The 21,215-nt window shown below is 60.5% G+C and carries 26 protein-coding genes; 12 read left to right on the top strand and 14 right to left on the bottom strand.

The window, feature by feature from the left end; translation table 11 throughout:
- Window positions 1-43: 43 nt before the first annotated feature.
- The 3 genes from H3H55_RS34140 to H3H55_RS34130 form a co-directional block, all read right to left on the bottom strand.
- Window positions 44-784, bottom strand: coding sequence for a hypothetical protein (locus tag H3H55_RS34140; RefSeq protein ID WP_193102618.1), 741 nt, complete (start codon window positions 782-784; stop codon window positions 44-46).
- Between the two features lie 586 nt (window positions 785-1,370).
- Entirely contained in the window at window positions 1,371-2,816 is a 1,446-nt protein-coding gene (locus H3H55_RS34135; RefSeq protein ID WP_193102617.1) for a DEAD/DEAH box helicase, read from the bottom strand.
- Window positions 2,817-3,002: 186 nt separating this feature from the next.
- On the bottom strand, window positions 3,003-3,974 hold the full coding sequence (locus H3H55_RS34130; RefSeq protein WP_193102616.1) for a LysR family transcriptional regulator: 972 nt from the start codon (window positions 3,972-3,974) through the stop codon (window positions 3,003-3,005).
- 197 nt (window positions 3,975-4,171) lie between these two features.
- Between H3H55_RS34130 and H3H55_RS34125 the strand changes: the two genes are divergently transcribed.
- Complete coding sequence (locus tag H3H55_RS34125) at window positions 4,172-5,023, top strand: aldo/keto reductase (RefSeq protein WP_193103107.1); 852 nt, start codon at window positions 4,172-4,174, stop codon at window positions 5,021-5,023.
- A gap of 92 nt (window positions 5,024-5,115) precedes the next feature.
- Here H3H55_RS34125 and H3H55_RS34120 read toward each other — a convergent pair whose 3' ends face one another.
- Both H3H55_RS34120 and H3H55_RS34115 read right to left on the bottom strand, forming a co-directional pair.
- Window positions 5,116-5,724 carry a cupin domain-containing protein gene (locus H3H55_RS34120; protein WP_193102615.1) on the bottom strand — a complete coding sequence of 203 codons (609 nt, stop codon included), beginning with the start codon at window positions 5,722-5,724 and terminating at the stop codon, window positions 5,116-5,118.
- Window positions 5,725-6,160: 436 nt separating this feature from the next.
- The gene (locus H3H55_RS34115; protein WP_129518262.1) at window positions 6,161-6,475 is read right to left on the bottom strand and encodes a hypothetical protein; all 315 of its coding nucleotides are present in this window, start codon (window positions 6,473-6,475) and stop codon (window positions 6,161-6,163) included.
- A gap of 201 nt (window positions 6,476-6,676) precedes the next feature.
- Here H3H55_RS34115 and H3H55_RS34110 point away from each other — a divergent pair, with 201 nt between their 5' ends.
- The 4 genes from H3H55_RS34110 to H3H55_RS34095 all read left to right on the top strand — a co-directional run bounded on the left by H3H55_RS34110 (window position 6,677) and on the right by H3H55_RS34095 (window position 9,935).
- Window positions 6,677-6,892: a hypothetical protein gene (locus tag H3H55_RS34110; protein ID WP_193102614.1), complete on the top strand. Its 216-nt coding sequence runs from the start codon at window positions 6,677-6,679 to the stop codon at window positions 6,890-6,892.
- Window positions 6,893-7,260: 368 nt separating this feature from the next.
- Window positions 7,261-8,286, top strand: coding sequence for a phosphate ABC transporter substrate-binding protein PstS (gene pstS / locus H3H55_RS34105; protein WP_193102613.1), 1,026 nt, complete (start codon window positions 7,261-7,263; stop codon window positions 8,284-8,286).
- A gap of 307 nt (window positions 8,287-8,593) precedes the next feature.
- Window positions 8,594-9,439 (top strand): GNAT family N-acetyltransferase, encoded by an 846-nt coding sequence (locus H3H55_RS34100; protein WP_193103106.1) that lies wholly within the window; start codon window positions 8,594-8,596, stop codon window positions 9,437-9,439.
- Between the two features lie 139 nt (window positions 9,440-9,578).
- Window positions 9,579-9,935: an STAS/SEC14 domain-containing protein gene (locus H3H55_RS34095; protein WP_129518265.1), complete on the top strand. Its 357-nt coding sequence runs from the start codon at window positions 9,579-9,581 to the stop codon at window positions 9,933-9,935.
- A gap of 58 nt (window positions 9,936-9,993) precedes the next feature.
- Here the strand turns inward: H3H55_RS34095 and H3H55_RS34090 are convergent, their stop codons facing one another.
- On the bottom strand, window positions 9,994-10,692 hold the full coding sequence (locus tag H3H55_RS34090; RefSeq protein ID WP_193102612.1) for a hypothetical protein: 699 nt from the start codon (window positions 10,690-10,692) through the stop codon (window positions 9,994-9,996).
- A gap of 284 nt (window positions 10,693-10,976) precedes the next feature.
- Between H3H55_RS34090 and H3H55_RS34085 the strand changes: the two genes are divergently transcribed.
- Window positions 10,977-11,234: a transposase gene (locus tag H3H55_RS34085; RefSeq protein WP_413464003.1), complete on the top strand. Its 258-nt coding sequence runs from the start codon at window positions 10,977-10,979 to the stop codon at window positions 11,232-11,234.
- Here the strand turns inward: H3H55_RS34085 and H3H55_RS34080 are convergent.
- Window positions 11,227-12,495, bottom strand: coding sequence for an alginate lyase family protein (locus H3H55_RS34080; RefSeq protein ID WP_226800681.1), 1,269 nt, complete (start codon window positions 12,493-12,495; stop codon window positions 11,227-11,229). The two genes, H3H55_RS34085 and H3H55_RS34080, sit on opposite strands and share 8 nt — an antisense overlap.
- A 419-nt stretch (window positions 12,496-12,914) precedes the next feature.
- Here H3H55_RS34080 and H3H55_RS34075 point away from each other — a divergent pair, with 419 nt between their 5' ends.
- From H3H55_RS34075 to H3H55_RS34065, 3 genes are all read left to right on the top strand, one after another.
- Window positions 12,915-13,508, top strand: coding sequence for a sigma-70 family RNA polymerase sigma factor (locus H3H55_RS34075; RefSeq protein WP_193102611.1), 594 nt, complete (start codon window positions 12,915-12,917; stop codon window positions 13,506-13,508).
- Entirely contained in the window at window positions 13,505-14,227 is a 723-nt protein-coding gene (locus tag H3H55_RS34070; protein ID WP_193102610.1) for an anti-sigma factor domain-containing protein, read from the top strand. Before H3H55_RS34075 ends, H3H55_RS34070 begins: the two co-directional genes overlap by 4 nt.
- Before the next feature lie 217 nt (window positions 14,228-14,444).
- Complete coding sequence (locus tag H3H55_RS34065; protein ID WP_226800729.1) at window positions 14,445-14,936, top strand: fasciclin domain-containing protein; 492 nt, start codon at window positions 14,445-14,447, stop codon at window positions 14,934-14,936.
- Between the two features lie 116 nt (window positions 14,937-15,052).
- Here the strand turns inward: H3H55_RS34065 and H3H55_RS34060 are convergent, their stop codons facing one another.
- Window positions 15,053-15,517, bottom strand: a complete 465-nt coding sequence (locus H3H55_RS34060; RefSeq protein ID WP_193102608.1) for a GNAT family N-acetyltransferase — start codon at window positions 15,515-15,517, stop codon at window positions 15,053-15,055.
- Between the two features lie 210 nt (window positions 15,518-15,727).
- Window positions 15,728-16,075, bottom strand: coding sequence for an energy transducer TonB (locus H3H55_RS34055; protein WP_193102607.1), 348 nt, complete (start codon window positions 16,073-16,075; stop codon window positions 15,728-15,730).
- 311 nt (window positions 16,076-16,386) lie between these two features.
- Between H3H55_RS34055 and H3H55_RS34050 the strand changes: the two genes are divergently transcribed.
- Both H3H55_RS34050 and H3H55_RS34045 read left to right on the top strand, forming a co-directional pair.
- Entirely contained in the window at window positions 16,387-17,013 is a 627-nt protein-coding gene (locus H3H55_RS34050; RefSeq protein WP_193102606.1) for a GNAT family N-acetyltransferase, read from the top strand.
- 56 nt (window positions 17,014-17,069) lie between these two features.
- Window positions 17,070-17,438, top strand: coding sequence for a hypothetical protein (locus tag H3H55_RS34045; protein WP_193102605.1), 369 nt, complete (start codon window positions 17,070-17,072; stop codon window positions 17,436-17,438).
- A 119-nt stretch (window positions 17,439-17,557) separates the two neighbouring features.
- Here H3H55_RS34045 and H3H55_RS34040 read toward each other — a convergent pair whose 3' ends face one another.
- From H3H55_RS34040 to H3H55_RS34020, 5 genes are all read right to left on the bottom strand, one after another.
- Window positions 17,558-17,884: an EthD family reductase gene (locus H3H55_RS34040; RefSeq protein ID WP_193102604.1), complete on the bottom strand. Its 327-nt coding sequence runs from the start codon at window positions 17,882-17,884 to the stop codon at window positions 17,558-17,560.
- Window positions 17,885-17,949: 65 nt separating this feature from the next.
- The gene (locus tag H3H55_RS34035) at window positions 17,950-18,753 is read right to left on the bottom strand and encodes a hypothetical protein (protein ID WP_193102603.1); all 804 of its coding nucleotides are present in this window, start codon (window positions 18,751-18,753) and stop codon (window positions 17,950-17,952) included.
- Between the two features lie 238 nt (window positions 18,754-18,991).
- Window positions 18,992-19,282 (bottom strand): toxin-antitoxin system YwqK family antitoxin, encoded by a 291-nt coding sequence (locus H3H55_RS34030; RefSeq protein ID WP_193102602.1) that lies wholly within the window; start codon window positions 19,280-19,282, stop codon window positions 18,992-18,994.
- Window positions 19,283-19,420: 138 nt separating this feature from the next.
- On the bottom strand, window positions 19,421-19,951 hold the full coding sequence (locus tag H3H55_RS34025) for a GNAT family N-acetyltransferase (RefSeq protein WP_193102601.1): 531 nt from the start codon (window positions 19,949-19,951) through the stop codon (window positions 19,421-19,423).
- Window positions 19,948-20,541, bottom strand: coding sequence for a helix-turn-helix domain-containing protein (locus tag H3H55_RS34020; RefSeq protein ID WP_193102600.1), 594 nt, complete (start codon window positions 20,539-20,541; stop codon window positions 19,948-19,950). The genes H3H55_RS34025 and H3H55_RS34020 overlap by 4 nt, the downstream gene beginning before the upstream one ends.
- A 138-nt stretch (window positions 20,542-20,679) precedes the next feature.
- Here H3H55_RS34020 and H3H55_RS34015 point away from each other — a divergent pair, with 138 nt between their 5' ends.
- Window positions 20,680-21,162, top strand: a complete 483-nt coding sequence (locus H3H55_RS34015) for a cupin domain-containing protein (RefSeq protein ID WP_193102599.1) — start codon at window positions 20,680-20,682, stop codon at window positions 21,160-21,162.
- The last annotated feature ends 53 nt before the right edge of the window (window positions 21,163-21,215 follow it).

Below are 21,215 nucleotides of genomic sequence, written 5' to 3'. Positions count from 1 at the left end.
ATCGATGCAGCCGACTAGGTGGGATCGCGACTAGTCCTGGCGATTAGTCAGCTCGGTGCCACCGACCTGACTTGTCACACACGCTGACTCTTTCATCATTCAGCCGGACGTGCTCCTCATTTACCTTCAGCGAGGTCGAAAGATCGATGTCAAAGGCGACGTTGAGCGCCTGCCTGACATGGATAGCCTCAACGGGAAGCTCCCAGGTCAGGAATACCTGAGTGCAATCCTGGCCGGGCGGGAAGTCGTCCACATCAAAACCGCTGCTGCCGCGCCGAATGACGCCATGAGACTGGCAGGTATCGAATATCAGAACCGAACCCCGGGTCAGGGGGATTCGAAGACCCAACGATGGAAAGTGTACGTCCTGACCCTTATCCTCGCTCAGGAAGAGATTGCAGAAGGCCGCGCCGCCATACTGCTCTCCGTCGTGGTGATACCTCGCGCCGCGGCAAGCCATGAGAGCGACGTCACTGGAGGCAAGTACTCCGGGCAGTCCAAGCTTGCTCGCCCAATCAGCCACTGCCTGCACGCAGTGCGAGTAGTCCGGCCAGCGCGCTCGTGCTCGTGCCAGAGGTAACGCCTCAACATCCCCAGGTTCCAGGGTCATGCGGGACGAAATCTCCCTAGCCCAATCCGCGAGCAGACGCGCCGGCGGCTCTGGCACGTCGACCGTGCCGGACAGCACGATGTCACTTACGCGCCGACTGCGGATGGTGTCGCCGCTCCAGAAATAGGAGGTGAGGACGTTTTGGGGCTGGGGTTGCAGGGAAGAGTAGCTCATTTGTCGCAGTGTAAAGCGGCTACCTTGGTCGCCGTGCCATCTCGCGCCAGCGAATGGCGCTTCCCGGACCCATTGCAGCTACTCGATCTGCTCAATAGCGGTCATTCACCGCCCGGACCGGCATGCGCAATTCCCGCTTAATTCTCAATGAGCGATTCGCTGACGAAGACGTTATAAGCACAGAGTCTGAGTATCTCTGCATTCGCGAACTGCGCCGCAAGCGCGTCTCGATTTGGAAACGGGCAGTGCTCATGTATAAACGAAACCCAATAGGCTGCCTGGTTCAGATCGTTTGGCATATTACGTCCTAGCATCGCGGCTTCCGGCGTCAACGCGTCGATTGTCAGCGATTCAGCCGCACCGTCGAACGTCTCAATGTGGCCGAACCTCGCCGATCGGCTACCGATCGACGCTCGCCCCGCGGCCAGCGGCCAGCGGCAGAGCGCGCCGCAGAACGGCCGGTCGACCGTAGGAACTCAGGTGATCGGTCGCCGAACTTTACCGGCCATCCTGTCAAGCTCAGAATCGTCGATACCCAATACGCAGGCTTCGGCTCACTGCGATGGCGTTACTCATCCCCCACGAATCAGGGTTGACGTTTTCCGCGACCACCGGCGGGTTTGCCAGCCGGTTTGCCTGCACCCGCAGCCGGCTTGCTGGCGGGCTTGCCGCGCGGCTTCTGCACACTGAACGGGTTCCCGCTGGACAAACTCGTGCCTTTGCCTGCGGCGACAGCACGCTGCGCCCCGGGCTTGCGTTTGTTTTCGCCGCCTTGCGAGTGCGGCTTCTTGCCGGTTGCCTGCTTGGCGCCCGGCACAGCCTGCGGCACTTTCGGCTTCTTGGGCTTTTTCGGTTTCTTGATGATCTCGCCCGTTGCACTGGTTTCCGGCACACGGTGATCAGCTTCAAAACCCGGCTCTTCTTCACGGGGCAGCGATTGCCGGATCAGCGCTTCGATCGCGGCCAGTTGCGGCGCTTCATCGGCACACACGAGGGACACAGCCACGCCGCTCGCGCCCGCGCGGCCGGTACGGCCAATACGGTGCACGTAGTCTTGCGCCACGATCGGCAGATCAACGTTGATCACCAGCGGCAGGTCGTCGATATCCAGCCCGCGCGCAGCCACGTCGGTGGCGACCAGCATCTGTACTTCGCGTGTCTTGAAGCGCTCCAGCGCACGCAGGCGTGCGGGTTGCGGCTTGTCGCCGTGGATGGTGTCGACCGCGTAACCCGCTTCATCCAGCATGGCCGCGAGGTAATCCACGCCTTTGCGGGTCTTGACGAACACCAGCGCGTGCTCCCATTTGTTCTCGGCCACCAGGTGCATGAAAAGGTCGGGCTTGTTCCTTTTGTCCACCGGCACCACCCACTGCTTGATCTTGCTCGCCGTGACATTGGGCGGGCTGACGCTGATATTGACCGGGCTGCTCAGAATGCCCGCCGCCATCGCGCGGATATCGTCGGTAAACGTCGCCGAGAACAGCAGCGTCTGGCGCCGAGCGGGCAACGCGGCAAACACGGCGTCGAGCTCGCGCGCAAAGCCCAGATCCAGCATGCGGTCGGCTTCATCCAGCACCAGCGTCTGGACCTGATCGAACTGCACCGCGTTCTGGCGATTCAGATCCAGCAACCGGCCCGGCGTGGCAACGAGCACGTCCACGCCTTTGCGCAACTTCATCATCTGCGGGTTGATACTCACGCCGCCGTAGGCAGCCAGAAATCGCAAGTCGAGGCCTTTGCCGTAAGCGACAAAGCTTTGCAGCACTTGTTCGGCCAGTTCACGCGTGGGCACCAGCACCAGCACGCGCGCACGGTTGCTGGACACCGCCGGGCCGTGCTGCACCAGCCGTTGCAACAGCGGAAGCGCGAAACCCGCCGTTTTGCCGGTGCCGGTCTGTGCCGCAGCCATGACGTCCTTGCCACCGAGCACGGCAGGAATCGCCTTGGCCTGCACCGGCGTCGGTGTCTGGTAATTGAGGTCCTGCACATTACGCAGCAAGGGGTCGATCAGGCCGAGCGAGGCAAAAGACATGGACGTGTTCCGGGCTAAAACCGCAATTCTAGCGGTTACCGCGCCGATTGCAGCGCGTACATCAATGGATGGGCGGCCATGGCGGCGTTGGACGCCCGGGCGTTTCGTGGCCTGCTTTCGCGGCCGCTGTCGATCTCTGGCCGGCAATCGCCCGGAAAGAAAATCACACGTGATGAACCGGCCAACTTACCGCGCGCGGACAGATCGCTTCGACCGCACCTTGAACCGCTCGATCTCTTTATCCGTGAGCATGAAATCGTGGCAGTCATGCAGGCGCTCGAACGCGAGATCCAGAAACGCTCGCACGCGCTTCGGCAGAGCAGTTCGGCTTCCGTAGTAAACGTGCAGGCCGATGTGCGTGCTCATATGCTGCACGAGAACCGGCACCAGTCGTCCCGCCTGGATATGCGGCACGGCCGAGAACCCCGCGAGCTGCCCCATCACCTGCCCGGCGAGCACCGCGTGCACTTCGAGCTCCGAGTCGTTCGTCGCGAACGCAGGAGACATCTGCCGATGTTCGAGCTTGCCGTCGACGTTCAGGTACCAGGGCGCCACCTTGCCCGTGGCCGGATGCCGGAACACGCCGCAACGGTGCGCCGCGAGGTCATCCAGTGTCGATGGCGTGCCGTGTGCTTCGAGATAGTCAGGCGCGGCGCACACGATCATCTGGATCGGGAAGAGCTGCCGACCGATTACGCCTTCGCTGGCCGATGCGCCGATCCTGAAGCCGACATCGACGCGATCCAGCACCCAGTTGCCGATTCCGTCATCGAGCTGGACGTCCGGTTGAATACCGGGGTGCGCGCGACAGAACGCGTCGAGCAACGGCATCAGGACGGCCGCGAACGACGATTTCGGCCCGACGATACGCAACGGCCCCGCGATCTCGTCCTTCGATTCCCGTGCGAGGACAAGCGCCCTGTCCAGCGCCTCCAGTGCGGGCTGCGTGTTCTCCAGAAACCGCTGCCCTTCCTCGGTCAGCGCGAGGCTGCGCGTGGTTCGATGCAATAGCCGGACGCCGAGGCGCTGCTCCAGTTGCGCAATGGTTTGACTCGCCGCCTGAGGCGTGACGCCTTGGGCCAGCGCAGCCTTCCGGATGCTGCCGAGTTCCACCGCTTTGGCGAAGGTCGCGATGGCCTTGAAGTCGTTGCTGGGCATGGTCGATGCTTGTGTTGAAGCGCGCATGGTCGAATGCGCATTGCACCAGTATCAATCTCAGCTTGATACTGATGCAACCGGAATTCGACTATTCGCTTGAAACCGCACCTTCTAAAGTAGCGCCTCAGGACCATGAAATCCGGTTCGCCCCGAGCCGGCCTCGTACCGCCATCGACTTTCCGCACCAAGGACCGACCATGCAGGATGTGACACTGAACAACGGGATGACGATGCCGATCCTCGGCTACGGCGTCTTTCAGATTGCGGACGAGGCGGAATGCGAACGCTGCGTCGTCGACGCGGTACAGGCAGGCTATCGCCTGATCGACACCGCTGCGTCCTACAAGAACGAGGAGGCTGTTGGGCGCGGCCTCAAACGGTGCGGGGTGCCGCGCGACCAGCTTTTCGTCACCAGCAAGCTGTGGGTCGAGGATGTCGGATATGAACGGGCTCGGGTGGCCATCGACAAGTCGCTGAAGCGCCTGGGCCTCGACTACCTCGATCTGTTCCTGATCCATCAGCCGTTCTCCGACGTTCACGGTGCGTGGAGAGCGATGGAGGAAGCGCATCGTGCCGGCAAGCTGCGCGCGATCGGCCTGAGCAACTTCCACCCGGATCGTCTGATGGATATCGCGTGTTTCAACGAGGTGACGCCGGCGGTCAACCAGATCGAAGTCAACCCGTTCCACCAGCAGGACGAAAGCGTCGATTTCATGCGCGGGCTTGGCATTCAGCCCGAGGCGTGGGCGCCCTTCGCCGAAGGGCGCAACAACCTGTTCGAGAACGCGCAGCTCGCGGCGATTGCGCAGCGCCACGGCAAGACCGTGGGACAGGTCGTGCTGCGATGGGTGGTTCAGCGTGGAATCGTCGCGCTGGCGAAGTCCGTGCGCAAGGAGCGGATGCTGGAAAACCTGGCCGTCTTCGACTTCGAACTGTCCGACGAAGACATGCAGGCCATCGCAACGCTGGAAACTGGCACGAGCAGTTTCTTCTCCCATCGCGATCCGGCGATCGTGAAATGGATGAGCGAACGAAAACTCGGCCTCTGACGCGCATGCGTCGGGACTGCCGCCGCCGCACGCCAAAGTAACTTTCCGTTCCGCAGACCCAAGATTCGCGAACGCACGCAACGCCTACGCCTTCAACTTTCTGAAGCAGCTCCCGAGGGGTTTGCGGCAGCGAGCAATGACTGCGCGAGGTCCAGCACCTTCGGCCGGGCCAATTCGCCATCCATATAGGGCGCCTCGGCCAACCGCCCGACGGTTTTCAGGCTGCGGACCATGACCTTGCCGCTGTCCGGGTAGGTACAGACCTCGTGCGGATCGTTCATTCCGACCGCAAGATAGACAAGGTCCTCGTCGAACGGATTGGCCAGCTGGTGACCGACGCCGGTGCCCGCGGGGCACGAGATGCAGTCGCCTGCCCGGATTTCCTGCACGGTATCGCCGTAGCGGAAGACCCCTCGGCCGGACAGCACGAAGAACACCTCGTCCTCTCTTGCGTGCGTGTGGAAAGGAAAGGCCGTTCTGCCCGGTGGTATCCGCAACAGGTTCGCACCGAGACGGCCCGGCCTGGCATCAAGGGCCGGCGTCAGAGCCTTCCGTGCGCTTCCCCAATGATCGCCCCCGATGTGCTCGACTTCGTTGACGTCTCCAACGTTGACGACAAGCGATGGCATCGCCGCAGGCTGAGACTCTTGCTCCATTTCTTCTCCGTCGTTGATTATGTGTTTCGAAACGATGGGATCCACTATTTTTCCGTGACCGCGTTCGCTCGAATGACCGGAATCATCGCCCTCACTGAGGCTCGCACGATTTTCCGGGCTGTGTTGTGGGTGCGGGACACGACGGCTTTCCTGCCGTGATGAAGGAGTACGTCCAGTGTAGGACGCTGCGTGGCCAGATTCTGTCACCATTGAAACGGCGGGCAATGGTGTCACCAACATGACTGTCCGCCCGCGCGTTGCCGATCGGCAGCGAGGGAGTCAATGAATTTGCCGGATTGCGGAAAGCGAAAGCCCATCGTCGCGGGCGGTTCGTTCCACGCAGGCAGCAACGCTCGAAACGCTTGGCCGGGTCGCGAAAGTGATTGGCGATGCGGACAAGGATCGTGCCGTTACGCGTGAACGAACCGTCATCCTGCGCGCGGTCTTCAAGCCGCGAGGCTCGTCGACCGCTCGGCGGTGCTCATCGTGTCACCGCCCGGGCATCGTGCCCGGCCCACGTCTTGCCCGTTCTGACGAAATCGGAAATCTTCAAGGGGACAGTATCGGCCTTGGCATTCGAACGCGTCTTCCGGGCGGCGCCCAGGATCGGCGTCAAGTGCTCGTAAAAGCACTCGAGCTGCCGCGCATCGGTCGCCAACCGCTCGAGATCGAGCGCCTTCTCAAGCACCGTCCGCGCGATATGAAAGCGCTGAAGCCCGCGCCCCACGCGAACCTGAAAGACCACGCCATCACTGTTATGCGGCACCCCTGCCCACACAAGCGAACCGCTTTCCATGATGCCTCCGAAAAATCACAATCGTCACATCAATATGCCAGTAAGCTCTCACGGTGCATATGGCGTTTCAAAATTATGACGCTTGGCGGCTCGGTATTTTTACCGCAACGCGTATGTTGCGACGCAACAAAAATGCCCGTAGACTGAGCTCGCACCTTCGATGTAGTTGCCCGCAGTCGCCTGATGACGGGAGAGCACGCCATGACGACTTCTTCATCAGCACCGAGCCAGGCGCCCCCCGCCCTCCACGTATTCGAACAGGATGGAGGCTGGCATTGGGGCATCACGGTTCCTCGCTCAATGGGAAGTGGCTTCAAGCTGATCGCATTCAGCGAGCACGTCTTTACCGCCGAAGACACGGCCCAACGCGACGGCGATCGCGCGTTGGCCTCGATAGTGGCAAGCGACGGGAACTGATCCGGGCGGTTCGGGCAGTTGCACGTTCCTTGAGTTTTCGCATCCAGATGCAATACTCCTATCACCCTTCGACGCGGGACCGCTCGAAGGTCACTGTCGCGGTCAACCGACAGTCATTGCCGAACGACAGCCGGCACATCCAGCTCGACATACCAGACTTCCAGATCAGAACCAGCATGCGGGCGACGCATGGATCCTTGCGTGTTGCCTGAGCCGGCAATTCTGGTCGCCCATGTCGAACGGTCTGCCGGTTACGGCGTTGCAAGCGGTTGCAAGCGACTACAACGACATCGCCGCACGTCGTGAAGTAGTCACAAGCGGGCAGTAGCGTGTAGAACAGCATGCCGACCGAAGACAGGAGGTGTTACATGAACATCCGGATCCTGGTTCCCTGCACCCTGGCCCTTGTTGCCGTCGCCGCTCACGCTGCCGATATCACCGGTGCAGGCAGCACGTTTGCCGCGCCGATTTACACGAAATGGGCCGATGCATACAAGAAATCGGGCGGCGGCAAGGTCAACTACCAAGGCATCGGTTCATCCGGTGGTCTGAAACAGATCAACGCAAAGACGATCGATTTTGCCGGTTCGGACGCGCCGCTGAAGGATGACGAACTCGCGAAGCAAGGCCTGTTCCAGTTCCCGACGGTGGTCGGCGGCGTGGTGCCGGTCGTCAACGTGCCGGGCATGAAGGCCGGCACGCTGACGCTGTCGGGCCCGGTGCTCGGCGACATCTACCTCGGCAAGATCAAGAAGTGGAACGACCCGGCGATCGCCTCGCTGAACCCGAAGGTCAAGCTGCCGGATACCGACATCGCGGTCGTTCGTCGTGCTGATGGCTCCGGCACGAGCTTCATCTGGACGAACTACCTGTCGAAGGTCAACGGCGAGTGGAAGTCGAAGATCGGCGAAGGCACGACGGTCAACTGGCCGACGGGCACCGGCGGCAAGGGCAACGACGGTGTCGCGGCGTTCGTGCAGCGCCTGCCGGGTGCGATCGGCTACGTCGAATGGGCGTACGCGAAGAAGAACAACATGGTCTACACCGCGCTGAAGAACTCGACGGGCTCCGTGGTCGAGCCAAAGACGGAAACGTTCAAGGCCGCTGCTGCGGGCGCGAACTGGTCGAAATCGTTCTACCAGATCCTGACGGACGAGCCGGGCAAGGACGCATGGCCCGTCGTCGGCGCGACGTTCGTGCTGCTATACGCGAAGCAGGACAAGCCGGATCAGGGCAAGGAAACGCTGAAGTTCTTCGACTGGGCGTTCAAGAACGGCAACCAGGCCGCCACGGAACTCGACTACATCTCGCTTCCCGATCCGGTCGTGTCCGAAATCCGCAAGCAATGGAAAGCGAAAATCAAGGACGCCTCCGGTAAAGCGCTGGCGGAGTGAGTGCGCCGGACGGGACGCGATATCGACCGCATACGTCCGTTGGCGAAGCGGGAGCGTCCCTTCAAAAATCGTTCCAAAACGGCCGGTATGACCAGCAGCAGTCGGTCGTGATCGCCGGAAACCGACCGAAACGCGAACCGCCTGGTTGCGCGTCGAGACCCCTGAAAATTTCGTCCGGCAGTCCTGACGTTGAGCACGCTTGCACGGTCTATTCTGTCAGTTGATAGGTGCCCGCTTGCCGGCGCCTGCTCGTTGCATTTTCCGTAACACGAAGCGGCAATATTTTGCGCCGCGACCGGGACGAACCATGGATCAAGGCGGAGACTTTGTCGTGCGCACGATGGCGGCCGACGAGGTGGCGATGTCGGTCGAATGGGCGGCGGCAGAAGGGTGGAACCCCGGCCTGCATGACCCGCACTGTTTCAGGGAAGCTGACCCGGCCGGTTTCTTCGTCGGCATCTGGCGCGGCGAACCGGTCGCGTGCCTCGCCGCTGTTGCCTATGACGATCGCTTTGGCTTCATCGGTCTCTACATCGTGAAATCCGGGTTTCGCGGCAAAGGTTTCGGTATGCGAATCTGGCAGCACGGCATGCGTTACCTGGGAGACCGCAACATCGGTCTCGACGGAGTCGTCGCGCAACAGGCGAACTACAGGAAGTCCGGGTTCCGGCTCGCGTACCGCAACATCCGCTACCAGGGTCGCGTGGACGGCATCGGGTGCGCGCATGTGACGGCAGCGGCCAACGTGCCGTTCGAGCAGTTGCTTGCCTACGATCGCCCGTGTTTTCCCGCGGCGCGCGAGCGTTTCGTCTCCGCGTGGATCGCGCAGCCGGATGCCGTTGCGCTCGCAACAGTCGACGCCGGCCGCATCGCCGGATACGGTGTCGTGCGCCGCTGCAAGGCGGGCTGCAAGATCGGCCCGCTCTTCGCCGATGACGCAGGCGTCGCCACCGGGCTGTTTCGCGCGCTGGCGGCGCGCATGCCCGGCGAGGTCATCGTGCTCGACGTGCCGGAAACGAACCCTGCAGCCGTCGCGCTGGCGGAACGGCACGGCATGACGAGCGTCTTCGAAACCGCGCGGATGTACACGCAAGACGCACCCGCGATCGCGATCGATCGCGTATTCGGGGTGACGTCGTTCGAGCTGGGGTGATGGCGCGAACACGTCGGCCTGCCCTGCCCGGTGCCAACCGGGCGATAGGGAAAGGGGTAGCATGAAGCAATCATCGAACGCCAGGCGCATCCACGCCGCGCCTGATTGTGTGACGTCTCCCTAGTCAGGAGGTCTTACCATGATCCTCTATCACACCGAGCCCGATTCCCCTGTCGTCGAAATTTCCGTCGAAGGCAAAATCACCGACCACGATCTGCGCGAAGCCATCGAGCGCATGCGTGGTGATCTCGAACAGAACGGCAAGACCCGCGTGCTCGAACGCATCGAGCATTTCACCGGCATCGAGCCGAAGGCGTTGTGGACCGATATCACGCTCGGCGTGCCGCTGGCGCGCAAGGTCACGCGCGCCGCCGTGGTGGCCGATGCAGGATGGATCCATGCGGCAATGCATCTGGCGCGGTTCTTTACGAAGGCCGAAGTCAAGGCGTTCCACGTCAACGAGCTGGAGCAGGCGCGCGACTGGATCAAAGCCTGAGCGCCGCGCCGGCTGGCGATCCGACCGGCGGTCGACGGGTCATTCAAATTCGTAGAACTTATCTTCTGCTGAACATCTGCGACAGCAACCAGGCCATGACCATGTTGAACCATGTCACTGGACCATAGAACGGGAATCCCGCGGCGATCTGACCATTAATCGGGTTAAGCGGGCCCGTCATGGTGAACATGCCGAATACGGCGCAGCAGTTCATTAAAACGGCAACCAGCGTGAGGATATTCAGCCAGCCGGGCAGCAGACCGGATTTGATCGAGATGTAAAAGCACGAAAGCCCGAATGGCGCCCAAAGCACCCCAAGCACCGACGCAACCGACCCGAAACCCGCCACGAGCGTATATGGAACCGTCTGAGGCGCGTACTCCTGCACGCCCATGGCGGCCAGGCCGAGTCCAATGGCAGCCCCCCATGCGCCGAGAAAGGCAATATCACTGATCAATGCGATCCAGCTCAACTGATGATATTGGCTGGTGTCCGCATGCCATAGACGGCCTGCCAGCATCCCCGAGATGACGATCATCGGCCCCAGCAGGAACGCGAGCAGGATGGTAGTCGCTTTGAACTGCAATGCATGCGCCGTATAAGCCGACAGCATCGCGGGAATCGATGTTCCGTCGTGAAAGTTCGCCAGATAAAAATAAAGAACGACGTTCAACAAGACCGAGACGATTGCGCCCTGGATGTAGAAGAAAGCCCTGGGCACGTAAAACGTCGGCTTTTCAGCATAAGAAGCGCTCACGATTCGTTCATCCTTGACTTGTCCTGACTGGCCGCGTGGCCCGGAATATCGGGGGGCTGGCATGGAACGCGGCAAGCAACCGAAATGACACGTTCTCGATACAACAATTACATTGACGACTGTAATAGTTGCGTTGACCGAAAGTATTAGGGAAACCCCGCAGGTAGAGGTGAGTGCCGAATCTGGCCGTTGAAGTCGAACGTAAGCGATCCATGATCGGCGTCTACCCAACGGCGCTCTGAGCGACGCGCATAGGTGTCCACCTATTTGGGAGGTGGGCACCTATGGCTGACAAAAACTCAGCGTTGAGACGAGTTCGTCAAAACAGCGACGGCCGTCGCCGCTATGACGAGAAAGGCAAACGCGCATTGGCCGAGGCTGCGTTACGCCCGGGCGTATCGGTGGCTCGCCTGGCGCAGGAGCACGGGATCAACGCCAACCTGCGACGCAAGGGATTTCAAAATATTGGATGGCGCGTGAGAAAGGCCTCGTGCCGGCGTCGCATCCCGGATAGTCTGCCTGAGTCGCTGGCCGTCATTTAAGCGTATAGGTCAACGTCCCATATCCCAGTTGATCGAAGCCACCGCTGTTGGGACCGTAGTCGCCACCGCCGCCTTCCGGCGCGACCTGGCGGGCATAGGCTTCGACGTCCGGCGCGGAGAGTCCTTTGAGCACAACGTAGTGGTTGTAGACGAGTGCCCAGATCGGACGCCCGTAACCGCGCGAATTCGACGAGATGACGGGCTGCGTGACGTCGCTGTTCGTGTATTGCGTGTAAGGCACGTCCTTCCCGAGGTTGTATCGGGCGGCGTATTCCGCTCCGCGCAGGAACCGGTTATCGTCATATCCGTAAAGATCGTCCCCCTGGCTCCAGGCCATCTGGCAGAACGCCCCGAGCAGCGCGATATCGAGCATGGTATGCCCCTGGTCGCGCCCGCTTTCCTGCACCTGACCCAGCCCATCCGGATACAGCTTCCACACCACGTGTTCGATTGAACCGTTGCCGGCGCCATGCCTGAAATAGTCGACCGCTTCGGCATAGATGTCGTGACGGTCGGTCAGGACCCCGATTGCCAGCATGGATGCCATGTTTGCGAGATCCCAGTTGGCCCAGTAGTGGTCGATCTTTCCGCCGTTGTGCCGCGCCAGGAAGTCGTGGTTCATGGGATAGAACACGCCCAGCATCATCGACTGGAAGCGCCGGAAATCGTCGGCGCGCCACAGTGGGGACGTGCGCAGGATTTCGCCGGCGTTCGCCAGCTGGTAGCCGTAAATGCCGGAAGCCAGGAACTTGTCGGAACTGCCACCGATCATCGTCAGCGTGCGCGACCACGCATTCAGGATTTCTATGGCGTGTTGCGCGTAGGCGTCGTCGCCGGTGATCTTCCACCGAAGTGCAAGCGCGTAGGCCGCAGCGGCATCGTTGAAGAGCGTGGCGTAATTCTCTGCGTGGTCGGGGTTGCGTCCGCGATAGATGGCCGACTGCGGATTCGGCTTCCAGTCGAGCGACGCATGCCGGTTGGCAACCAGGCGTTGCCAACCGTCGAACCACGGCTGCCGCCGCGCGGCGACGTTCACGCGCATGCGCGTGAAATCGCTCTCAGTATGCAGCAGGCCGGGGTGAACGAAAGGTGCGCTGGCCATGCGGGCGCCAGGTGCAGGCTTCGGCTGCGCGTCGGTGTGTGACTGATATGAACCGGTCACGTCGGTATGGTGCTGCGTCGCGGCGATGCATCCGCCAAGCATCGCGATGCAAAGAATGGGGATCGTGGCGGCTGCTCGCAAGGACAGACGAAATGCCATACGGCTCCGATAATGGTTGCGCCGGTCTTGCCGAGAAAGAACCAGCATGGATTCGAACAGGAACCGGCATACGATGAACGGGCCGCCGGGAGAAAGCCGCTTCGCAACGTATGAACGGTCCTCGCGACGCTACGGTTGACGGTAAGCATGCCGTAAAGAATCGTCCGTCATCCCGGGAAGACTCATTCCGAGTCTGCGCATACCGATCCATCAGGCGCCGCTTACGGACCGCATATTGTCAAACGACCACACACGTGCATCCGGATGCTCGCCTGGAACGTAACTGAATCGGCAGACTCGGAGATCGCGGGATCGGGGGTACGATGGCAGCTATCGACATACGCTCTCGCGCCCCGCTTCGTCACGCGTCAGATGCCGCCCCAGATTCTTCAAACCACCCGGTGGAGAATTCAGTGCACATGAGAAGCAACCTGGCTTCCGATAGCGAGCGGTCGATCGGCGAATCCGAAAACCGCCGGCGTGAAGAACTCAACCAGCTTCTTCTCGACGCGGGCGCCGGCGATCAAAACGCTTTCAGCACGCTCTACCGGCGCACCTCCGCGAAACTGTTCGGGGTGTGCGTGACGATGTTGCGAGATCGCGGCGAAGCCGAGGAGGTCTTGCAAGAGGTGTATGTCACGGTATGGCATCGGGCCGCGACGTTCGATCCGACACTGGCCAGCGCGATCACCTGGCTTGGGGCCATTGCGCGCAATCGGGCGATCGACCGCCTTCGGCGTCACCGCGAAGTCCACGTCGATGAGTCGACGATGGAAGAAGCGGTCGACGAACGGCCATCGCCCGCCACTGCGGCTGAAAACAGCGAGCAACGGCGGCGGCTGGAGCACTGCCTGGAGATACTGCCCGCCACACAGGGTAGCGTGGTACGAGAGGCATTCTTTGCGGGCGCAACGTATGCGGAACTGGCGGAGCGCCTTCGTGTTCCGCTCGGTACGTTGAAAAGCTGGATTCGGCGCAGTTTGCTCCAACTCAAAGCGTGTCTCGAACGATGAACACCCCACTCTCCAGCCCGAACGACATCCGTTGTGCCGAATACGTATTAGGCGTGCTCGACGGGTCGGAGCGCAGGCGGATCGAACAAGCGATGCAGCGCGATCCTCAACTCGCCGCCAGCGTGGCGCGTTGGCAAAACCACCTGCTGCCGCTGAACGACGACATCGTCGGGATCGAGCCGCCGCCGCACGTATGGGTACGCATCCGGGCCGACCTCGGATTTGCGCCCGCCAATCCGCCTCGCCCACGCGTCAGCTTCTGGAACAACCTGCAAGGCTGGCGCTGGATCGGCATCGGGTCGAGCGTCGCTGCGATCGCGCTCGCTGTCCTGTCGGTTCTGCCGATCCGCCCGTCTACCACCGCAGGGCCCACACATGACGTCTACAAGGTCGCTAGCCTCGTACGCGACGGCGGCACCGCCGGCTGGACCGTGACCGTCGATGTGGAGCGCGCGCGCATGGTGATTGTGCCGGCAAGCGATACGCCCGTCGCGGCCGACCGCTCCACCGAACTGTGGCTGATCGCGCCGGGCGGACGACCCGCGTCCCTCGGCCTGATCGCCGCGGATCGGCCGACTGTCGTGCCGATACCGCGCACGGCGCTCGCCTCGCTGAACGCCAGCGCGATACTGGCCGTGTCGCTTGAACCGCGCGGCGGATCGCCGACCGGGCAGCCGACCGGACCGGTGCTGGCGAAGGGTGCCGTCGGCAACGCATGAGGTTGCTCCACGGTCCGTTCATCGCCGCTTGAAATTCGGCAGTCCCGCATGCATCCGTTGCCGCGTTCGTCTCGTATCTTCGGTAGCTTCCAGCCGGAAGCATCGATCTTTCGGGAGAACCCAGATGGAATCCTGCAGAAAATTGAAAGTGGTCGGCACGATGCTCACCCTCGCGATCGCGCTGGGCGTCACCACGCAGGCCTCGACGGCGGGTTCGATGTCCACGGACAAAACCGTGGAGGTGGGCGGCGCTGCAATGTATCCGTCGAAGAACATCGTCGAGAACGCGGTGAACTCCAACGATCACACGACGCTGGTCGCGGCCGTGAAGGCCGGCGGGCTGGTCGATACCTTGTCGAGCAAGGGGCCGTTCACGGTCTTCGCACCGACCAACGAGGCATTCGCCGCCTTGCCGCCCGGCACGGTGCAGACGTTACTGAAGCCGGAAAACAAGGCGACGCTGGTCAAGGTGCTCACGTATCACGTCGTGCCCGGACGCCTCACCGCACATGACCTGGCCATGGCGGTCGATCAGGGCGGCGGCAAGGCGACGTTGAAAACGGTCGAGGGCGATCCGTTGATCGTCAGCCGCGATGCAAAGGGGTGGGCCATCACCGACGACAAGGGGGATGTCGCGCATGTGACGATCGGCGACGTCATGCAGTCGAATGGTGTGATTCATGTGGTCGACACGGTACTGTTGCCGTGACACTCAGGCTTGGTTCGGGGGCGGATGTGATACGCAGGAGATCTGTTCGTTATCCTGCGTAGTTCTCTGTTCCCGATATCAGCGCTCATCGATAAGCGATCAATAAGCGACGCCCATCAGACAGGTACCCGAAGGATTGGAAAGAGCCTTCCCGGAATGACGGTCGATTCTCTCTCGCCGATTTTTTCTGCACCGAGCGCCAGATAGAATGACACGGCATTGGGATCAGCTTCGATCACGAAACTCCTGATTCCTCTAGCGGCCGCTTCTTTTCTGAGTTCCGACCATAACGCACGTGCGACGCCCTGCCCCATATGATCAGGGTGAATGAATAGCCAGCCGCGAGTAGGTTTATCAGAATCCGTCGAGGCCCTGACCCAGAACCCGATGATCCGTTCTTCAGTTTCGGCTACGAAGGCGATTGAATCTTCGATCATCTCGGGCCTAACCGTAAGGTCGGCTTCCCACAGTTCCAGCCATTCTTTGGGGTAGCCCCAGTGCGCCTTCGAAAGAAATGCGAGCTTCGTCAGTTGGTCTGCATCCGAAGGGCGGCCAGCCCGTATCACAAAGTTGCGGTGCATCTCGTCTCCTGTTCAGCGCGTTCCGGCGAGTCACATCCACGTGAACCGCGATAAGACCCCTGCGCACTACCGTTTGGCGCTGCTGGCCGGCAGCCGGCGGTCGTGATCATCGGCAATTGGCCGAACGACGAACTTCGCGCGGCACGTTCGGGCCGCTGGCATACTCGGACTCGCTCCCCAAAACGCGCACGCTTCAGTGTAATTCCCCGATTACATCGAGAAATCGAACACTTGTTTCCCCTGTACGCCCCTGCCTCCCTTGGGTGGCTCACAAGTCATATTCTCGATCGACTTGACTGACACGCTGTCCAGATCTTCATACCCACTCGATGCAAATACGCTGGCATCGGCAATCTCACCGCTTGCCTTTACGGTAAAGCCCACCACAACCCGACCTTTGTGACCGCTCTGGCGAGCCGTCGCCGGGTACGAAGGAATGGGGATTTTGCAAGAAAGACCGTACGCCGATACAGTAAGACCGGCATCGTTAGCCTCGACGCCATAGGCACCCAGCGTGAACACCATGCCAAACACCGTCAATGCCATCTTCAAATTCACGATCTCAAGCTCCTCAGCGGTTTCTTCGAAGGTGCTTATGGTAAGCGGCAATCATTCAACGGACCAATGCTCGCCAAGAGTGTTGGTCACCTAGGGCCGGTCGTCTCCGGCAACTGGCCAAACGATGAACTTCGCACAGGCAGGTTCGGGCCACTGGTAAACTCGGGCAGCTAAAGCAACCTTCCGGGTCTCATGAGCACCCAACCCACCTCCGTACCTGCAACCATCACTCCAATGATGCGGCAGTACCTGCGGCTCTCCTGACAAGGCTTCAGGCTAGAAGCTACGCCGACCCATTCAACGAACACCTGTTGCCCGAACCGAACATGCACGGTACAAAACTAACGGTAGCGCCGCTGCCGCACCAGTTTTCTGAACCAGCGTTAGTTTTGCTTGATTCCGCGTTCAAGCAAGACCCTACACTTGCCTGGTGCCTGTTCGCAGAAAATCGGGGATTCGACGAACGCCGGACAAATTATCTGAGAAGCTATTTGAGGTATCACCACGATGTACTCATGCCTGCTTTGGGTGCATGGCGAAACGACGACCTCGTTGCCGTGAGCTACTTTGCGCCGGCCTCTTGCGCCGAATCGCCCGGCAGGCTCGCCGAACTAGGACACCAGATTGCGAGCGGTTGTGGTGAATTATCGTTGGGAAGAATCGATTTGCTTCGTGAGCGTCCCCCCTCGAAATCCCCTGATGCGAATTCAAGCCGGATTGAGTTCATCGGTGTATCCCCGATGCTGCAAGGCGAAGGGATCGGGTCGACACTCCTGAATGCAACGTTGGCACATCTTCGCGACACCGAACCGTCCGGGACGATTTCCCTGGAAACGGCGGAGCCGCGCAATATTCCGTTCTATGAACGTCATGGATTTGCGGTCAAGGAATGCATCGAACATCCGGGACTGACGCAATACCGCCTATCGACCAACTAGTCGCGCCCCCCGCCGGCTCGGTATGGAACTCCGCTATGCAATCGCAGGAGAACACGTTGATTGATCTCGTTACGCTGCAAGCCCCCATCGACTACGAAATCGCGAATTCGTTGATCATTGCGACGCCGGAAACATGGCGGGCAGCTGAGATGGTCGTCACGCGCACGGTAGAACACGACCGCCTCGAGATATCGATCACGAACCCCGACGGGATGAAAGACGTCGTCCTCCCGACGGAGGAGATCATTTCCGCTCTTTGGCGATTGGTTGGCTTGCATCACGGGCAGAGCCAGATCTGGGTGAAAGCCGTGTACTCCGTGGCTATGATCGAAGCCGATCAATGGCGCTACTCCGTGTCCTTCGAGTACGCAACGCAAGCTGACCTGGCAGGTGACACCGGGGCAGAACATCAAGAACACTCGTAGACTTTCCCACCGTCACATGAGCACCCAACCCACCGACGTACCTGCAAACGTCACTCCCATGAAGCTCCTCTCGCCCACGTCATACGCGGATGCGGTGCTTGGCGATATCCGAACCTTGGTCAGACTTCCGAACGCTCCACTACCACCTCACTGATTTGCAGCACGGGTTGTATATCCGTGTAATTAGCGATGTCGGCCATGATCTCCTGCGCGTGCGGGGCGCGGGCTGCTTGAAAAGCTTCGACAGAAGTGCAGACGAAGTCGCACTTGGCCACGTAAACAGGATCAGTGCCCGCAGCACCGCCTGCGATGCCCTTGTCCACCGTGTAGTACAGACATGCAGCGCCGAGCCGCTGTTTCACCATTGGCATATGCCTCTCGCGATAGTAAGCATGATCGAATCGCGCGCCTGCGGCGTACGGGTACATGACACTGACTTTGATCATCGGGTTCTCCTGTTGCTGCACGGTAATCGAGGCGGCGCCGACGGTCTGCTTTCCGTCGGCTTCGGTCAGGGCTTCACATCCCCTTGCCTGGAGCCCAGGGTCGCAGCAATGCGACCTTGTGCAGCGACAAGCTGGTCATCCGTGGTCGCCACCAGCCACAAACGTGTCTGCTCCTCGATCTGGCGGTTGTGGTCCTTCAACGGGCCCATCGTGGCAGCGGCCTTCCAGACCACCGGGCCGATTCGGCTTTTCCTGCCCGACGGCGCGCCGACCAGCAGGCAGTAAGGTCCCAGCGGAAGCGATACGAACGGAAGTGCCGGACTGGCGCGCACGCGCCAGTCGATGAAGGGCGTGTCGCCGATCAGCAGCGGCATGGGCAAGCCGTGGAGCACACTGAAGTCGTACAGCGCCAGTTGCTCCCGCATGCCGACGTAAATACGCCGGATATCGGCGACAACCGCCGCGCGAATCTCGTCATCGAACATCGGCTCCTGCGCGTAGCGAGCCAATGCCTCTCGAGCCTCCCGTTGATATGCGCTGCACAGGCCGATCTCCACGCAATCCTGGACGGCGCGCTGGACATCCGCTACAGAACCGGCTTCCTCTGGCTTACCCAACTGAGCTGCCCGCAAAAACCGGGCGAGTCCTGCGTCGTGGATCGCAGGACGATCCGCGGATGCATCGTCTTCAGCGCCGTTGCCAAGGGGCACGTAGACATATTCCTCGGCCGCGAAATGCGATTTCTTGCCGTCATCGAACTTGATTTCGCCATCAACGTAGTCCAGATAGCGAGTCCCGATTCGACCATGCTCCCAAACCCAATTTTTCAGGAGCGGACGGAGTGGATGCAGCCTGTCTTGATCGGTCATTGAATCCTCCAAGCTGCCCAGTATAGTTCCAAGTTGCCGATTGTTCCGTGGAGGACACCGCGATCGATCAGACCGATGGATCAGCCCTTTTCAATCAGTGGCGCGAAGCCCTGCGAGCTCGGCAGCGACCGGCACGACAGGCGACCATCGATCCACTACCGCCGTTGGAACCTGTGTCGCGTCAACGGCTGATTATTGGATAGCGCTTTGCCATTGAGTTAAAAGACCCACCCCGTAGCTACGCCTCCAGTCGCCCGTCGGCATCCCAGTACGCCCAATTTTCAGCTTCCGTTCCGTGGTCGTAGTTGCCAAGCGCCGCCAGTTGTCCGTTTGGATGGAAATCCTTCCAGACTCCATGCTCGACTCCGTGTTCGTAAGTCCCGTCAGACGCGAGCGTGCCGTCCTCTCTGTAGGCGACAAAAGGACCGTGCCGAATCCATCGGCTCCCGTCAGCAGCCAGGTATCTGCTATAGCGGTATCTAAGTGAACCGCTTGCATAAAAGACTTCCGCGATATCCAATTCCGCCATTACGACCTCCCCTTGGTCCGCAGCCACCGACCGCCCAGCGCCGGCGACGCAATAATTCTGTCGATCCGCCCCACGACGGATCATGCAACGGTTCGAACTCCACGGATAGGCGGGATGCCTTCAAAGCGTGCAGCAAATCTAACTGAGTTGCTTGTGGAAGAAGGTTGTGCCGCAAAAGCTGCCATCCGGCATCAACGCGTAATTAGGCACATTCCCTACGCGTTGCCACCCCGCACACTCGTACAGTCGCTCGGCATCACTGCCCGTAACGGTATCAAGTACGAGCACGGACTTGCCAATCTCCCGCGCAACCTCGTCCACAGCGGCCATCAAGCGTCTGCCAACGCCTTGACGTCTCGCGTCGCGGTGAACGAGCATCTTTGCGATATCGGCTCGATGTGGCTGGTTTTCGGGTAGTTCAGTGATCAGTTGCACGGTTCCAACAATTCGACCGTCAGCATCTTCGGCAACGAGGAGAATCCGTTCGTCACGCGTCACGCCGAGCGCAACGTTCTGCCAGAACGCTTCGACTGCTTTCCTCGAAATCGGCAACATGAAACTGACCGACGCTCCCCCTTCGACACAATCGATCAGAACCGCCGACAGCCCGTCAATATGGTCGAACACCTCACCACGACCAACGCGCCGTATTGTTATCGCGCCGCTCATTGTTTGCTCCACGACTTATCAAAAGAAAGATTGCACAGGGCGACGAGGTAGCGTGTCGATCGGCTCGACAAGTTACGGAAGCTGATCGGGCAATCCAGTTTCATGGCGAGGCAATCGCCGGTTTCGAGCCGCCAGCTCCGATCGCCCACCGTGATTTCCATAGCGCCGTCCATCACCCACACCTGCTGGTAGATCTCCGCGTCCCGAACGCCTGTCTCGAAACTGACGTGTTGTCCCGCCGGGAACTCGACTGCGACCAGTTGAATCGGTGACCTTGCAGGCGGGGAAAGGCTACGTCTTACGTAACCTGACGCGGGGTCTGTCCAAAGCAACTGGTTGCTCACCGACGAATGTGGCGACAGTTCGTCCTCCGACGGAGTCTCGTCTCGGTCAAATAGCGACGCGACAGAGACGCCAAGTGCAGTGGCCAACCTGTCGAGAACGACAGCGGTCGGGCTGCTTTCCCCTCGTTCTATAAGGGAGATATTGGAGCGGCTAACCGCGCTTCGCTCCGCCAAGGTGTCGAGCGACCAGCCCTTTGCGCCGCGGAGATCGCGAATTCGTCGTGCGATTGTGTTGTTGACGTCCATCTTATCCAGTTTAACGGATTATTTTTCCAGTAAACTAGAATTCAAGCCCACACTTGTCAACAAGACGCAGGATTGAGTTGCGCTAACGTCCGCTCCTGAACCGCTACTATCGATACTCGCCCTAAAGGAGAACCACCGATGAACCGCCCCGATTTCATCAAGCATTGGACTGCGCTCGAAGAACCGGATGCGCATTGTTATCGCGGCGATACCGAGCCCATGGCACTGGACGCGCCGCTTTCCGCAGCGCTCGGCATTACGCGTATTGGTATCCATCACGTGAGGCTTCTGCCAGGCCGGCGCACGTCATATCCGCATGCCGAAAGTACCGAGCAGGAGTTTGTGTACGTGCTCGAGGGCAAGCCCGATGTCTGGATCGACGGCGTGCTTCACCCCATTGCCGAAGGCGATTCCGTCGCGTTTCCTGCAGGCACCGGAATCTGCCATACCTTCATCAACAATACGAAGGAAGACGTCAGGCTGATGGTGATCGGCGAACGTCCGCGCGACGACAACCGTATTCGCTACCCGCTCAACCAGGCGTATGAACTTACCCGCGCGGACCGTTGGGTAGACTGGCCCGACAGACCGCTTGGAGACCATAACGGGATGCCGGACTAACGCTTGTACCTAGGATCGCAGGGTTCGACGACTTGCCGGATCGAACCTGCGTT

The sequence above is a fragment of the Burkholderia sp. Z1 genome (assembly GCF_014893795.1).
Classification (GTDB): Bacteria; Pseudomonadota; Gammaproteobacteria; order Burkholderiales; family Burkholderiaceae; genus Burkholderia; species Burkholderia theae.
Note: the sequence above shows the minus strand (reverse complement) of the source record. Positions and strands in the feature narration are given on the sequence as shown.